The organism is Deltaproteobacteria bacterium, assembly GCA_020848905.1.
Classification (GTDB): Bacteria; Myxococcota_A; Polyangia.
Genome location: JADLHG010000003.1, coordinates 106,074 through 119,727 on the forward strand (window position 1 = coordinate 106,074; position 13,654 = coordinate 119,727).

A 13,654-nucleotide genomic window follows, 5' to 3' on the forward strand; every position below is an offset into this window, starting at 1 on the left:
CGTCTAGTGCTTCATGAGGGTTATTTCGTCGACGTTGACCGTCTTGCGCGTGCGGAAGATGGACACGACGATCGCCAGGCCCACCGCGGCCTCGGCGGCCGCCAGCGCGACGATCAGAAAAACCAGGCCGTGCCCCGCCACGTCGCCGCGGGCGCGGGCGAAGGCGATGATCGTGAGGTTCACCGCGTTCAGCAGGAGCTCGATGGACATCAGCACGACGAGCAGGTCGCGTCGCACGAGCACGCCCACGAGCCCGATGCCGAAGAGGGCCGCGGCCCAGACGAGCACTTCGTTGAGCGGGATCATCTAGACCCCCTTTCGCTCGGGCGGCTGGCCCGGTTCGCGAGTCGGGCGGCGCGTGATCATCACCGCCCCGACGATGGCCACGAGGAGCAGGATCGAGATCGCCTCGAAGGGGAGCAGGTATTCGTTGAAGAGGAGCTTGCCGACGCTGCGCACGTCCCCGAAGCCGTCGGGCACGGTCGCCGCCGGTCCGAGCTTGGCGGTCTTGAGCAGCGGGATGAGGCGCATGAGAAGGATCGCGACGGCCACGATGCCGAGGCCCTTCGACAGGCGGCCGCGCCCGAAGCCGAGCTCCTCGCGGTCCCGGTGTCCGACGGACATCACCACGAAGACGAAGAGCACCATGATCGCCCCGGCGTAGACCAGCACCTGGATCGCTGCGAGGAAGGTGGCGTGCAGCATCAGGAAGAGGCCGCCGATGCAGAAGAGCGTGCCCACGAGGCAGAGCGAGGCGACGACCGGGTTGTGCGAGAGGACCATGGCGGCCGCCGCGACCAGGGTGAGGGCGGCCAGGGCGCGGAAGCCCCAGAGCACGAGGTCGAGCCCCGCGGGTTCGGCCCCCTGGGCCACGTAGGTCGCGTCCTGGGCCAGCGCGGTGCCGCCCAGAAGGAGGCCGAGGGCGAGCACGAGGAGCCCGGCCAGCGCGGGGAGTTTCCAGGCGACGGCGGGGTGCGAGCGAGGTCGGTCGGGCTGGTTCATGAGGCGGCAATCCGCGCTTCGAAGTCGGAGCGGAACTTGGTGATGAAACCGAGCATCGGCCAGGCCGCCGCGTCGCCGAGCGCACAGATCGTGTTGCCCGCGATGCCGTTGGCGATGGTCGAGAGGAGCTCCACGTCGCCGCGCTGCCCCTGCCCCTTGGCCAGGCGCCCCATCACGGCGTTCATCCAGCCGGTCCCCTCGCGGCACGGGGTGCACTGGCCGCAGGACTCGTGGGCGTAGAACTTGGCCACGCGCGCGCAGACCGCGATCATGTCGGTCCCCTCTTCCATCACCACGATGGCCCCGGAGCCCGGGAGCGAGCGCAGCGGCCGGCCGCCCCAGCTGAAGGGCTTGCCGGGGGCCACCTCGACGGGCTTGATGTGCTCGGCCTTGCTCATGGCGTCGTTGGCGTAAGGGACGTCGATCTCGTCGGCGGTGAGGACGGGCATCGAGCTCCCGCCGGGGATGACGGCCTTGAGCGGCCGGTCCCCGCGCATCCCGCCTGCGATCTTGTAGATGATGTCCTTCAGGTTCGTGCCGACGGGGATCTCGTAGACGCCCGGGTTCTTCACGTGCCCGCTCACGGCCACGGCGCGCGTGCCGCCGTCGCCCGGGACGCCGAGCTCGGCGAAGTAGGCCCCGCCCTTCTCGACGATCGTGGGCAGGTTCATCAGCGTCTCGACGTTGTTCACCACGGTCGGCTCGCCGAAGAGGCCCTTGACCGCCGGGAAGGGGGGCTTGAGCTTGGGCTGCCCGCGCTTCCCCTCGAGCGAGGAGAGGAGCGCCGTCTCCTCGCCGCAGATGTACGCCCCGGCGCCGCGGTGCACGACCATCTCCATGGCCCAGCCCGAGCCGGCCATCGACCGGCCGAGGTAGCCCTTCGCGTAGGCCTCTTCGACCGCCCGCTCGAGGATGCGCGCCTCTTCGAAGAGCTCGCCTCGGATATAGATGTAGACCGAGTGCGAGCGGATCGCGTACGCGGCGATGCAGGCCCCCTCGATCAGCCGGTGCGGGTCCCAGTACATGAGCCAGCGGTCCTTGAAGGTCCCGGGCTCTCCCTCGTCGGCGTTGACCACCAGGTAGACGGTCTTCGCCTCCTTCGGTACGAAGCTCCACTTCTGACCCGCGGGAAAGCCGGCGCCCCCGCGGCCTCGGAGGTTCGACTTCTTGGCCTCCTCGACGAGGGCCTCGTGCGACATGCCGAGCGCCTTGCGCAGCGACGCGTAGCCGCCGAGCCGCTCGTAGGTCGCGAGCTCCTTCGCCTGGGCGTTGCCGAAGTTCTGGGTGACGATCTTGGTCATCATGCCTTGGGCCGCGACGGCGGTTGTTTCCCCTCGCGCAGGGCGTCCACGAGGGCGTCCACCGTCTCCGGGGTGACGGGCTCGTAATAGCGATCGTTGATCTGCACTGCCGGGGCCCCTCCGCAGGCCGCCAGGCACTCCACCTCGGCGAGGGTGAAGAGCCCGTCGGGGGTGGTCTCGCCGCACCGGATGCCGAGCTTGCGCTCGAAGGCTCCGAGGGTGTCGTACCCACCGCAGAGCATGCAGCTCACGTTGGTACAGACCTGCACGTGGTACTTCCCCACGGGCTTCTGGTTGTACATCGTGTAGAAGGTCACCACGCCGTAGACGTGCGACGCCGGCAGGTCGAGCGTGGCCGCGACGAGCGCCTGCGCGTCGGGCCCCACGTGGCCGAACTCCTCCTGGGCGAGCCAGAGGAGCGGCAAGCAGGCCGCCATCTTGTTCGGGTAGCGGGCGAGGATCTTGGCGATCCGCGCCTGGGCTTGCGGAGTGAAGGTAAGGGCCATGTTCGCCGGTTCGAGCCTTTTAACTAGCGGAAAATGCTACGCGCGACGGCGCAACGGTAGGGAAGGACGCGCGCCGTGTCAAGGGCATTGGGCCTCTTGATGCCCGGGTGTACTTGCGCCACATTCGCGACGGCATGACCCCGCCTTCCCGCCGCTGGCTCGTCCTCGTGAGCTACATGCTGGTGGCCGCGCTGAGCCAGGCGCTTTGGCTCAACTTCGCGCCGCTCCTGTCCCTGGTGCAGAAGACCTACGGGGTGAGCGAGCTCGTGGCCAGCACCCTGGTCATGGTCTTTCCCCTGCTCTACGTGCTGGTCTCGGTGCCGGCCGGGACGCTGACCGACCGGAAAGGCTATCGCTTCACCATCGGGCTCGGCGCGGTGCTGATGGCGCTCTGCTCCGCGCTGCGAATCTACGATCGAAGCTTCGCCGCGCTTCTGGCCGGCCAGATCGGCGTCGCCCTGGCGCAGCCGCTGGTGGTCAACGGAATCACGAAGCTCGTGGCCGACTGGTTCGAGGAGCGGCAGGGGGCCCTGGCCACCGGGCTCGGCACCATGGGCATGTTCTTGGGCATGGCCGCGGGGATGGCCGCCACGCCCCCACTAGTGGAGGCGCTCGGGCTGCGAGGCGCGATGATCGCCTTCACCGGGGCGAGCGTCGCCGTGGCGGGCCTCTTCCTCGCGCTCGTGCGGCCGAACCCGCGCGGCCCGGCCGCGGCGTCGAGCGACACGGCACCCCGCGGGATGCGCCAGCTCCTTCGCGACCGGGACCTGCTCCTCGTCTGCCTGCTGGGCTTCGTGGGGCTCGGCTTCTTCAACGGCCTGACCACCTGGCTCGAGCAGATCCTGGCACCCAACGGGGTGAGCGCCGTGGACGCCGGCATGGTAGGCGGGATGCTCGTGATCGGCGGCATCGTCGGCGCGGTGGTGATTCCGGCCCTGTCGGACCGCTTTCGTCGACGCAAGCCCTTCGTCCTGCTCTGCACCGCCGTCGCGCTGGCCACGGTCTACCCGCTCTGCGCGAGCGGCCACTACGCGACGCTCCTCGTGCTGGCCGCGCTCCTCGGCTTCTTCTTCCTGCCGGCCTACGCCCTGCTCCTCGAGATGTCGGCCGAGCTCGCGGGCCCCGCGCAGGCCGGCTCCGCGACGGGGCTCCTCATGCTGGCGGGAAACGCGGGCGGCGTGGCGGTGATCGTTTCCATGCAGGCGGTCAAAGGCGACGCCCCCACCTATCGGGCGGCGGTCTTCCTGCTGCTCGGCCTGCTCGCGACCGGACTTCTGGTCGCGGCGCTGGTCCGCGAGACGTACCGCAGGCGGACGGCGGAGTGAGCTCGCATACGTCGCGCACGGTGCGCGACAACCTCAGGGGAGCAGAGGCCGCAGCGCGTGCGTGTCGAGCTGGACCTCTTCCTCGACGTCGATGCCGAGCCCGCCACCGGTCCAGCCCGTGCCACCCGCCTCGCCGCGCACCGCGCGGTCGAAGAGCGGACGCGGCACGCAGAAGGCCACCGTGGGCCCGGCGGCGCCGAAGGGGTGAAAGGCGTCGGCGAGGCTGAGCGCGAAGGAGGTGAAGCCGTCGGTGGAGGCCACGTCTCCCTCGGCGCGCGCGGGAAGCTGGCGATAGAGGCGCAGCGTATCGACCGGGCCGACCTCGGCGCGAACCTCGCGCCCGGCCCCCGCGTGCCCCACGCAGGTCTTGGCGAGCGCGAGCGACCGCCCGGTTGCGAGCTGTGCCGCCGCGTCCTCGAAACGAAGGAGATCCACCACGGCGCAGCCGTCCACCGTCGGCTGACGACGGAAGGCCAGGTGGCGCGGAGTGACGAGCACCTCCTGGTAGCCGGCCGGGCCGAAGGGCATGAGCTCCGCGAGACGGCCGATCACCGCACGCTGGGCCTCGGTGACCAGCGCCAGCGCGGCCTGACCCTGGGGGAGCGGCGCGCCGCGGCCGAGGAGCCAGGGACGAAAGCAGCCCTCGGGCCCGACCTTGATCCGGTCGACGGAGAAGGGGGCGGGAGCGAGCGTGGGGACGGGGGTAGGCGCGGGGGCAAGCGCAAGCGTTGGCGCGACCACCGGGGCCCGCTTCGGTCTCGAGGTGCCGGCCCGGCGCCCGGCGTCCGAGGACCCCGCGACGAGCAGCAGCGAGAGAACGAGAAGGATGGATTGCCGCGCGGCCACCGGGTAGCTGACAGCAACCCGCGTGCCACGAGCAGGGCCTTTGATACCGAGGCCTTACCGCATCCGCCGGAAGGCGGGGGGCACCGAGGCTCGGAGGGGTTCGACTCAAACGGCCTTGGCGGGAGCCACACCCGCGCCTATGCTGCGCGCATGCCGGCGCGCACGGTCCTCGGAACGATCCTCCTCGGCGGGCTAATGCTCGGCGCGGGCGGGTGCGACTCGAGCCGCGACTGGGATTGCCGGGTCGCGGTGCGCGCGCTCGTGAACGCCAAAGGTGCCGGCGAAGAGCGAAACGCGCTGGAGAAGGTGCTGACCTTCGGGCCCTACGCCCTCACCGAGATCGAACAGGAGCTCCACGCGGCCCCGGCCGAGGCGCGAAGCCGGCTCCTCGAGGCGCTCGCGCGCATCGGAAGCCGCGACGCGCTGCCGCTCGCCCGCTTCGTGAGCTACTGGGACCAGGAACCTACGATCCGGCGGCAGGCGGCCGAGGTCGCGAAACGACTGGCCCGGCAGTAGTCGCCTCCGGCGCGACGCGCCGCTACTTGCAGGCGGAGTTCGGCACGCAGTACGCCGCGTTGTAGCCGGGGACCTGCACGCAGGTCTCGTCGCTCGAGGCGCAGGACCCGCCCGCCATGCAGTTCCCGCCGGCGCAGACCGCCGGAGTGGCCCCCGACGCGCACTGCACCTTCAGGCAGAGCGAGGAGGCGCACTTCTTCGCCCCCTCCTCGGTGAGCTCGCAGGCGGCGCCAGCGCCCTTCTTGCCGCAACCGGCGAGGAGAAGACCCAGGAGCAGAGCGGGAAGCAGGTAGCGCATGCGATTCCCTCGATAGCGCGAAGCGGCAGAACTATAGAGCGGGCCGGGGCGCACGGACAAGGGATCCATGCCCCACGGAACCCCTGCTATAGTTCGCGGGTGACGCGAGCCTTGCCCTGCGGCCTCTACCGCACCACCGAAGCGATCGAAGAAACCGTCCCGGCCGGCGTGCTGGTCTACTACCACAACCACGGCGACCCGGGCCCCGGCGTCTACCTCCCGAGGGGCTGGAAGAACAACCGCGCTCTCTTTCACGAGCACGGCACCACCGTCCCCGACGCGCGCTACGCCGAGACGCTCGAGCCGCTCGCCGCGGAGGGGCTCTACCGCGTCCGCGAGCCCTTCTACTGCTGCGAGCAGCGCTGCCAGTACTTCGAGGAGGAGCTGCTCGTGCAGCTCGGCTACAACGGGCAGGCGCAGGCCATCCTCTTCACCCCCGAGCTGGTGGATGGTGCGCTGGCGATCCCGGCCACGGGGACGATCGTGGACCGCACCCGCCTCGCGAAGCTCGCGGCGCTGAAGGTCCCGGCCAGCCGCGCGCCCGAGCCGGAGCACCTGCAGTAGCGAGAAGCACCCCGATCGCGGCGGCGGAGCCCTCGCGGGTCCTGCCACCTCTGCAACCGATGCGCATCACCCCCGACCGCCAGGCCAGGCCGCAGGCGCCACGGCGCGCTCCTGGAAGACGCATCCAAGCTCCCGTAAACGCTCCGGACGACGATTTGGATACGTGGCACTCCCCTTGCGTAACTCCCCTCACGCGGCGCCGGTCGCCGCCCACAAGGAGGTGAGAGATGCGGACGGTGATGCTTTCGGTCGCGCTGGCAACCCTACTCGTCGGGAACTTGGCCCTCGCGCGCTCGCGCGTGAGATTCAACCCGGCCGCTGCGGAGCGCATCGAGCTGCAGGTGAAGCGCGGCAACCGGATGACCGGCTTCAACGTCGGGGCGACCGCGGGCGACCGCAAGCTGGCCAAGGCCAACGCCGGACAGTTCACGGTGGCGACACCGAAGGCCATCTCCGCGGCGAAGAAGGAGCTCCGCACCCTCATCGCGCAGGGGCAGGAGATCCACCTCGAACACTTCTATCGGCTCTTCTGGACCGACAACTCCTTCTCGCGCTTCGTCCATTCCTGGGTCGGCGGAGACGTCGAGGTCTATCGCACGATCATGGGCGCGCAGCAGAAGGTCCAGGCGCCGAGCGCGAACGAGCTGAACAACGCCGCGGCGCTCGAGGGGCTGTTCCGGTAGTCCGGTGTGGGGAGAGCGTGAAGGTCAAGGTGACCAGGCGGGCCGAAAAGAGCCTCGGCCGCGCGCCCCGGAACGTCGCCGTCGGGTTCTTCTTGTCGAGGCGCGGCGGTCGAAGCGCTGCGTGCTCGTGACGACCTGTCTCAGGTGGCCTTTGCCAAGAAGGTCGGAATCTCTCGCCAGTACCTCTGTGACGTGGAGAAGGGCCGGCGCCTCGTCAGCCCCGAGCAGGCCGCGCGGTTCGCAAAGGCCTTCGGGCACCCACCGCGCGTGCTCGTTCAGCTCGCGCTTCAGGACGCCGTGACCGCGAGCGGGCTGAAGCTCAGGGTCGCCGTGGAAGCTGCCTGATGACGGTCCCCTGGGCCGCAACCCATCCCGCCGGGCTTCGTGGCGCGTTCTGACGCCCCACCGCTTCGGGCTCGTTGAGGAGCACCTGCAGTAACTCCGTAGCTCGGTTCGCTGGACCACGGTCGCCTCAGGCGCCGGTGACCCCGAGAGCACCGAGCTCGGGCGCCTCCTGCAGGATCTGGAGCGTCTCGGCGACGGTCTCACCCTCCACGAGCGGAGGCAGGTCGCCGCTCACCACGCCGATGAGCACCGTGATGTTGTCCTCCCCACCGCGCTGCTTCGCTAGGTTGATGAGGGTCGTGCACGCCACCTCGATGGTGGGCGCGGCGAGCATCACCTGCTGCATCTCGGAAGCCGACACCTTGTTCGACAGCCCGTCCGAGCAGAGCAGGAAGCAGTCGCGCTGGCGCAGCTCCAGCCGACCGAGCGCGACCGACACGTCCGCCTTCACGCCCATGGCTTGCAGGATGACGTTCCTGAGCGGCGCGGTCTCGGCTTGCTCCGGCGTCAGCGCCCCCGAGTCGATCAGCATCTGGACGTAACTCTGGTCGCGCGTCACCTGGACCAGACACCCGCCGCGCAGCAGGTAGGCGCGCGAGTCACCGACCTCGGCGATGTATACCGACGTTCCGTGGAAGTGCAGGGCCGTGAGCGTGGCGCCCATGCCCGTGAGCTCCGGCCGCTGTGCGGCGGTCCAGACCTCGCGGTTCGCCGCCTCCGCCGACTGCTCGACGATCTCGTGGATCGGCTCGATGCTCGGCAGCACCGTCATCGATCGCCGCATGGACTCGATGACCATCGTGCTGGCGACCTCGCCGGCACGCTCGCCCCCCATCCCATCCGACACGGCCAGCAGCACGCCCCGCTCGCCCACCTTGAAACGCGCGACCGATCTCTTCTCGACCGGACGGCGGTCCGTCAGATCGGCGATGACGAAGGCGTCCTCATTCGTCGGCCGTACCAGACCGACGTCCGTTTGTCCGTAAGCGACGAGATTTACCATGACCCACGAGAATGCAACTCGGGGGCCAGCCGTCCACGCGCGAGATCCGCTGCACCCCGCACGATCTCCAGGCGATGGATCGCACCGACTGCGCAGCGAAGTGCACACGTTGCAGATCGCCAGGCCCGTCTTGCAGTCTGCGCGAGGCGCGTCACCGGAATCGGGCGCGAAGGGCGTGCGCACGGCGAGGTCGGCGGTGGCGCGAAGCATGCATCGAAGCGGGTCATGAAACGAACTCGCGATCGTTCCTCGCGTAACCGCGACCTGCACGCCGGGAAGGGCGCGGGGGCCACCTCCGGCTCGGGCGAGACCAGAAGGCGTGCCGCCGGCGGAGCCTCTCGGGCGAAGAGAGGCCTCTCCGACAGCGCGGACACGGGGGCACGACCGCTCGACCTCCATTCGAGGGCGACCGCCTCCACGGTGCGAGCCAAATCGCCCCACACGCGCCGCCCGGGTGGCACGGATACGGCCAGAGCCACCCTGATCTTCGCGGCCGCCGGACGTCAAGACGCGGACCCGCCCGTTCCGGCCGGCACCACCTTCGCGAGGAAGTACTTTCTCAAGCACCTGCTCGGTCAGGGGGCGATGGGGGCAGTCTACCTGGCGCACGACCTGCTCCTCGAACGCGAGGTGGCGGTCAAGATCCTCCTGCCCGTCCATGCGGCCGACCCGGAGCTCGTGGACTCCTTCCAGAACGAGGCGGTGGCGATGGCCAGCGTCCGGCACATCAACGTGGTGCAGATCTACACCTCGGGTCAGTGCGATGGGCTGCTCTTCTTCGTGATGGAGTACATGCCCGGACACTCGGTGGCTGCCCTGATCCGAGAGCTCTTCGGCTGTGGTGAGAGCCTCGCCCTGGACACGGTCGTCAACATCGTGGACCAGGTCTCGCTGGGCCTCGCAGCGATGCACGAGCGCGGCATCTTCCACGGCGACGTCAAGCCGGCCAACATGCTCATGGACGAAAACAGCCACGTCGCGATAGCGGATTTTGGCCTCGTCGGGTCGTCGAAGACGCCGACTCACAGCGCGCACGCCGAGCACCCCCGTCTCGTGTCGGGCGGCACGCCGCTCTACATCGCCCCCGAGCTGATCGGCGGCCGAGCCATCCCCCCCGAGGAGCGCCACCTGTGCGACGTGTACTCGCTTGGCGTGTCCGTCTTCGAGATGTTCACCGGGCAGGGGCCGTTTCAGGGGCGCACGATCAAGAAGATACTGAAGGGGCACCTCGTTGCACCTCCGCCGAAGCTGACGAAGCTGCGCCCCGATCTACCGTCTGCGATCAATCCGGTGATCCGACGCGCGCTGGCGAAGCAACCGCGGAAACGCTACCCGAGCTGCGAGGAGCTCGCCTTCGCGGTCAGTCGCGCGGTGCAGGATCGGGCGGCGTAGGCCGCAGGTCTTGTTACTTGAGGTAGATCGCCGCGGCGTTGAAGACCTTGGTCTTCAGATCCACGCCGCTCACCTTCACCACGAGCTTGGTCCCCGGCGGGTAGTAGCAGGCCCCGAGGTTGTTCTGGGTGAGCGCGTCCTTCAGGTCGAGCTGCTTCTTCTTGAGCTTCAGCACCGGCGCGAAGCGGTAGGCCTTGCCGCGGCCGATCAACTTGAAGTGCTTCTCCTTGGAGGCGGCCTCCTTGAGCACGGTGGCGTCGAAGGTGCAGGCCGGGAACTTGGCGTCGTCGATCGCCGTCACCGAGAGGAGGAGCATGTCGTCCTCCATCTTGGTCAGCTTCATCTTGGCGCGCAGCGAGGAGCTCCCGTCCGAGGCCTTCACCGCCAGCGCATCCTGGCCCTGCTCGAAGGGGTCCTCGGCGCGCCCCGGGGTCTCGACGAAGAGCGGTGCCGCGAGAGCCGCTAGAATCAACGTGCGCTTCATGTGCCAGTCTCCTTTTTCGGCTTCAAGGGTTTCATCGGGCGGCAGCTCAGCCAGCCGAACTTGTACGCGTTGAGCGCGCCTCCCTCGAGGTCGCCCACGATCCAGATCTTGCAGCCCACGCGCTCGCCGAGGCGCTTGAGGAAAGGGGCGCTCCCGGTGATCGGCAGCGTGCGCGCCTCCTGCTCGAGCACGAGCCCCTGGTCCCGCACCTGACGCAGCGTCCCCACGAGCGGACGCTGGCCCCCCCCCACGTCGAGGAGCTCGTAGCGCGTGACCTTGATCGTGGGCAGGAGCAGCTTCTTCTCCCCCTCGCTCCCCCAGACCTTCAGCGTGTGCCCGTCGGTCTGCAGGAGCTCCGCGCGCAGGTCACCCGTGAGGAGCCACCGCTTGCCCGTGGCCTCGGTGAGCTGCGGCTCCCCCTCCCCCATGCCGCGCACCACCGTGACCTTCCCCTCGCGGGCCGGCTCGGTCGCCGGCGGCTTCTGCTTGCGCGCGGGTCGCTTGGGGGTGGCAGCCGCGTCTCCCCCGAGGCACCAGGCGAGTCCGACGATGGCGACGAAGGACCTCACACGCATCCCCTCCGGCTACTTGCTCACGCGAACGACGGCGAAGCGGAACCCCGCCTCCTTGCTCGTGACCGAGATCGTGACCTTCCCTTTTTGCCCCGAGAGCAAGAAGAAGCTCGAGGTGGCCGGCTTGATCGTGTCTTCCTTCGCCCCGGCGAGCGCGGCCTCGATCGGCCCCTTCAGCTCTACCTCGGCCCCCGTCGCGTCCCGGCGCTTGCCGCGAATCTTCAGCCCGATGGTGTTCTTCGTGAGCGGGTCCTCGACGAGCGCCTGGTAGTTCCAGCGCACGTAGTCGGTCACGCCGCGCCCGTCGAGCGCCACCGCGGCCAGCCAGTGGTCGAAGGCCTCCTTGGGGTCGCCGAAGGTCTCGCCGATCACGGCCGTGCCGATCTTGGCGCTCGCGTGCACCTTCTTCAGCCACGCCGCGCCCCCCTTGTCCGCGATGAGCTCGGTCCCCCCGGTCGGATAGGTCACCCCCCCCTTCTGCTCGAAGAGCCAGCGCACGAAGGTGAGCGCGAGCGCGCGGAGCCCCATGCTGTCCTTGCCCGAGAAGAGCGAGTGGTCGGAGAAGGTCGGGAAGAGCTCCTGGTCGAGGAGCGTCACGTTCTCGCCGCCGTACCCGCAGGCGTCCTCGGCGAAGTGCGAGAGCCCCTCGTCGAGCCAGAGCGCCTCGAGCGCGGCCTGCCCTCCCGCCAGCTTGGCCCGGTAGGCCTTGTTGCCGAAGCCGAGCAGGTGCTGGAGTTCGTGCGCCAGGATCGGGTAGACATTCTTCAGCGGATCCTTGGTCGACGGCGGCAGCACGTAGAGGATGTCCGCCTCGTTCGAGGTGGCGTCGCTCTTCACGTCGTCGAAGTCGCTCGCCGCGAAGAAGCCCACGCTCTTGCGTTCGGAGACCTTGCTCGTGAGCACGAGCCAGACCAGCCCGTCGGCGTTGCGGTCGGACGAGAGCTGCGCGCTCCCCGCCTTGAGCGGAGGATTCCCGAAGAGAGCCACGTCGCGCGGGTAGATGATCTTCTCGAAGGCGTCGAGCAGCGCGGTGAGCTCGCCGTCTTGCACCGTGTCCTGATCGTCGACCAGGATTGCGGCGAGCTTCCCCTTCTTCATCAGCTTGGTCGTGATGGTCTTGGTCTTCGACGTGGTGGCGAACTTCTCCACCTTGATCGTGGGCGTCCCGGTGCAGGTCCCCGCCTGGCAGACCTCCGTGTCCTTGCACTGGCTGCTCAGCGTGCAGCTCGCCATGGGCTGGTTCATCGAGCCCGGCTTCCGCAGCACGTTGAAGGGGCCGCGCACCACGTTCTGCGCGAGCGAGCGGGCCCAGGACTCGGCCGCGAGCCGGTCCTGCCACCTGGCCCAGAGGGCGGGGTTGGTCACGCGCATCGGCTGCGACGGGGTGTGCCGCAGCGCGAAGGTCTTCACCGAGGTGGGGCTGGTGACCTTGATGGCGTAGTCGATGGCCTCGGCCGTGGACTCCGACGGGAAGTAGGGGAGCACGAGGAAGGACTCGTCCCCCTTGTCGAAGCTCGCCTCGGCGCTCTCGCCGGCCTTCTTGAAGATCACGATCCCGGTGGGCGGTGGAGGCGGGCCGCCGCCGTCCGTCTGGCTCACCTGCCCATCAGTGCCGGGTGTCGTTCCGCCGTCCCCCTTCGCCGTGCCCTTGTCCTCGCAGCCGGCCGCCAAGAGGCCCATACAAAGGAAGCCCAGCACAGTTCCCACACGGAAGCTCCGCACCATGGTTCGTCCTCGCGTTCGTCGAGGGCCCAAGGGTCGTCGAGGGCGATGCGGGTGTCAAGGGAGGCGGCGCGGCGCGGAGGCGCGCCCGAAAGCCGCGTAGCGGAAGGGTGACGCGGGCCACGTTCGGAGCGCCATGAACCGTTACGGCCTGGTAACGGCCGCAGCCTCGGCGCCGACCGATCCGCGACAGATCCAGGCCTTCCGCCACTGGCGCACCTCTTGCTCACGGTCCGCGCGTGCCGGCGCGGTCCCCGGTGCGCGAACGTGCCCCCCTTCGGAGGAACCATGATGCGCTCACTCCCTGGCCCCCTCGTGAAATGGTGCTTCTCAACCGTCCTGGCCCTGGCCGCAGCTCTCGTGCTCGCCGGATGCGAAGGCACTGCCGGCGCCCCCGGTCAGCCGGGCACGAGCGGGACGAAGGGCGACCCGGGCACCAAAGGCGATCCGGGGGCGAAGGGCGACCCGGGAGCCAAGGGCGACCCGGGCACGGGCACCGGCACGGGGGCCGGCCTCGGCGAGGTCCAAGGAACCGTCATCGACGCCGACGTTCCGGGCCCCACGATGCTGGCCAGCGTGAAGGTGGAATCGGACCCGCCGGGCCTCTCCGCCACGACCGACGCCTCGGGCCAGTTCAAGATCGCCGACGTTCCCCCGGGGACGTACCGCTTCACGGCCAAGACCGCCGGCCTGGCGCTCTCGGGCGACAAGGTCGTACCGACGGGCTCGGTGAGCACCACCGCCGGCCCCCTCGTCGTCGGCGCGGGCGCCAAGGTCACGCTGCAGCTCGCCGTGCGCCGCATGGTCAGCGCGATCAACCTCCATGCAGTAATGAACAAGGCCAAGACCGCCATCTACACCCAGGCCAACTGCGTGGCCTGTCACACCGACCGGAAGAACGAGGTCTCGCTCGACCCCAAGCTCAAGCCCTTCCACTCCATGACCAGCCACGCCGCCCAGCCGTGCACCTTCTGCCACGCCTCGGTGAGCATCGAGCGCGCCGGCTGGGAGACCCCGGGCATCGCGCTGCGCAAGACCGTCGCGGTCACCCTGTGCAAGGGCTGTCATGCCAACTACCCGTCGAAATTCTGAGGA

17 protein-coding genes are annotated in these 13,654 nt (G+C 69.3%); 7 read left to right on the plus strand and 10 right to left on the minus strand.

Going from position 1 to position 13,654, the window contains the following annotated elements; all coding sequences use genetic code 11:
* Positions 1–3: 3 nt before the first annotated feature.
* From nuoK to IT371_00710, 4 genes are read right to left on the minus strand one after another with little or no spacing between them, the layout of a single operon-like run.
* The gene (gene nuoK, locus IT371_00695; protein ID MCC6746141.1) at positions 4–306 is read right to left on the minus strand and encodes an NADH-quinone oxidoreductase subunit NuoK; all 303 of its coding nucleotides are present in this window, start codon (positions 304–306) and stop codon (positions 4–6) included.
* Positions 307–1,002, minus strand: a complete 696-nt coding sequence (locus tag IT371_00700) for an NADH-quinone oxidoreductase subunit J (GenBank protein ID MCC6746142.1) — start codon at positions 1,000–1,002, stop codon at positions 307–309.
* Positions 999–2,306, minus strand: a complete 1,308-nt coding sequence (locus tag IT371_00705; protein ID MCC6746143.1) for an SLBB domain-containing protein — start codon at positions 2,304–2,306, stop codon at positions 999–1,001. Before IT371_00705 ends, IT371_00700 begins: the two co-directional genes overlap by 4 nt.
* Entirely contained in the window at positions 2,303–2,809 is a 507-nt protein-coding gene (locus IT371_00710; protein MCC6746144.1) for an NAD(P)H-dependent oxidoreductase subunit E, read from the minus strand. The genes IT371_00705 and IT371_00710 overlap by 4 nt, the downstream gene beginning before the upstream one ends.
* A 134-nt stretch (positions 2,810–2,943) precedes the next feature.
* Here IT371_00710 and IT371_00715 point away from each other — a divergent pair, with 134 nt between their 5' ends.
* A complete protein-coding gene (locus tag IT371_00715; protein MCC6746145.1) occupies positions 2,944–4,134 on the plus strand; it encodes an MFS transporter in 1,191 nt (396 codons plus the stop codon).
* Between the two features lie 33 nt (positions 4,135–4,167).
* Here IT371_00715 and IT371_00720 read toward each other — a convergent pair whose 3' ends face one another.
* A complete protein-coding gene (locus IT371_00720) occupies positions 4,168–4,875 on the minus strand; it encodes a hypothetical protein (GenBank protein ID MCC6746146.1) in 708 nt (235 codons plus the stop codon).
* 255 nt (positions 4,876–5,130) lie between these two features.
* On the opposite strand from IT371_00720, the gene IT371_00725 reads away from it, so the two are divergent.
* Positions 5,131–5,496 carry a hypothetical protein gene (locus IT371_00725; protein ID MCC6746147.1) on the plus strand — a complete coding sequence of 122 codons (366 nt, stop codon included), beginning with the start codon at positions 5,131–5,133 and terminating at the stop codon, positions 5,494–5,496.
* A 22-nt stretch (positions 5,497–5,518) separates the two neighbouring features.
* On the opposite strand, the gene IT371_00730 is transcribed toward IT371_00725, so the two are convergent.
* Positions 5,519–5,794 (minus strand): hypothetical protein, encoded by a 276-nt coding sequence (locus IT371_00730; GenBank protein ID MCC6746148.1) that lies wholly within the window; start codon positions 5,792–5,794, stop codon positions 5,519–5,521.
* Between the two features lie 99 nt (positions 5,795–5,893).
* On the opposite strand from IT371_00730, the gene IT371_00735 reads away from it, so the two are divergent.
* The 3 genes from IT371_00735 to IT371_00745 all read left to right on the plus strand — a co-directional run bounded on the left by IT371_00735 (position 5,894) and on the right by IT371_00745 (position 7,386).
* On the plus strand, positions 5,894–6,358 hold the full coding sequence (locus tag IT371_00735; GenBank protein ID MCC6746149.1) for a hypothetical protein: 465 nt from the start codon (positions 5,894–5,896) through the stop codon (positions 6,356–6,358).
* A 227-nt stretch (positions 6,359–6,585) separates the two neighbouring features.
* Complete coding sequence (locus tag IT371_00740; GenBank protein MCC6746150.1) at positions 6,586–7,041, plus strand: hypothetical protein; 456 nt, start codon at positions 6,586–6,588, stop codon at positions 7,039–7,041.
* A gap of 117 nt (positions 7,042–7,158) precedes the next feature.
* Positions 7,159–7,386 (plus strand): helix-turn-helix transcriptional regulator, encoded by a 228-nt coding sequence (locus IT371_00745; GenBank protein MCC6746151.1) that lies wholly within the window; start codon positions 7,159–7,161, stop codon positions 7,384–7,386.
* 127 nt (positions 7,387–7,513) lie between these two features.
* Here IT371_00745 and IT371_00750 read toward each other — a convergent pair whose 3' ends face one another.
* Positions 7,514–8,389, minus strand: coding sequence for a serine/threonine-protein phosphatase (locus tag IT371_00750; GenBank protein ID MCC6746152.1), 876 nt, complete (start codon positions 8,387–8,389; stop codon positions 7,514–7,516).
* Between the two features lie 225 nt (positions 8,390–8,614).
* Between IT371_00750 and IT371_00755 the strand changes: the two genes are divergently transcribed.
* Positions 8,615–9,781: a serine/threonine protein kinase gene (locus IT371_00755; GenBank protein MCC6746153.1), complete on the plus strand. Its 1,167-nt coding sequence runs from the start codon at positions 8,615–8,617 to the stop codon at positions 9,779–9,781.
* A gap of 13 nt (positions 9,782–9,794) precedes the next feature.
* On the opposite strand, the gene IT371_00760 is transcribed toward IT371_00755, so the two are convergent.
* Genes IT371_00760 through IT371_00770 form a run of 3 tightly spaced genes read right to left on the minus strand, consistent with a single transcriptional unit; the run spans position 9,795 to position 12,544 of the window.
* Positions 9,795–10,265 (minus strand): hypothetical protein, encoded by a 471-nt coding sequence (locus tag IT371_00760; GenBank protein MCC6746154.1) that lies wholly within the window; start codon positions 10,263–10,265, stop codon positions 9,795–9,797.
* The gene (locus IT371_00765) at positions 10,262–10,840 is read right to left on the minus strand and encodes a hypothetical protein (GenBank protein MCC6746155.1); all 579 of its coding nucleotides are present in this window, start codon (positions 10,838–10,840) and stop codon (positions 10,262–10,264) included. The genes IT371_00760 and IT371_00765 overlap by 4 nt, the downstream gene beginning before the upstream one ends.
* 9 nt (positions 10,841–10,849) lie before the next feature.
* Complete coding sequence (locus IT371_00770; protein ID MCC6746156.1) at positions 10,850–12,544, minus strand: hypothetical protein; 1,695 nt, start codon at positions 12,542–12,544, stop codon at positions 10,850–10,852.
* 303 nt (positions 12,545–12,847) lie between these two features.
* On the opposite strand from IT371_00770, the gene IT371_00775 reads away from it, so the two are divergent.
* Positions 12,848–13,651 carry a hypothetical protein gene (locus IT371_00775; GenBank protein MCC6746157.1) on the plus strand — a complete coding sequence of 268 codons (804 nt, stop codon included), beginning with the start codon at positions 12,848–12,850 and terminating at the stop codon, positions 13,649–13,651.
* The last annotated feature ends 3 nt before the right edge of the window (positions 13,652–13,654 follow it).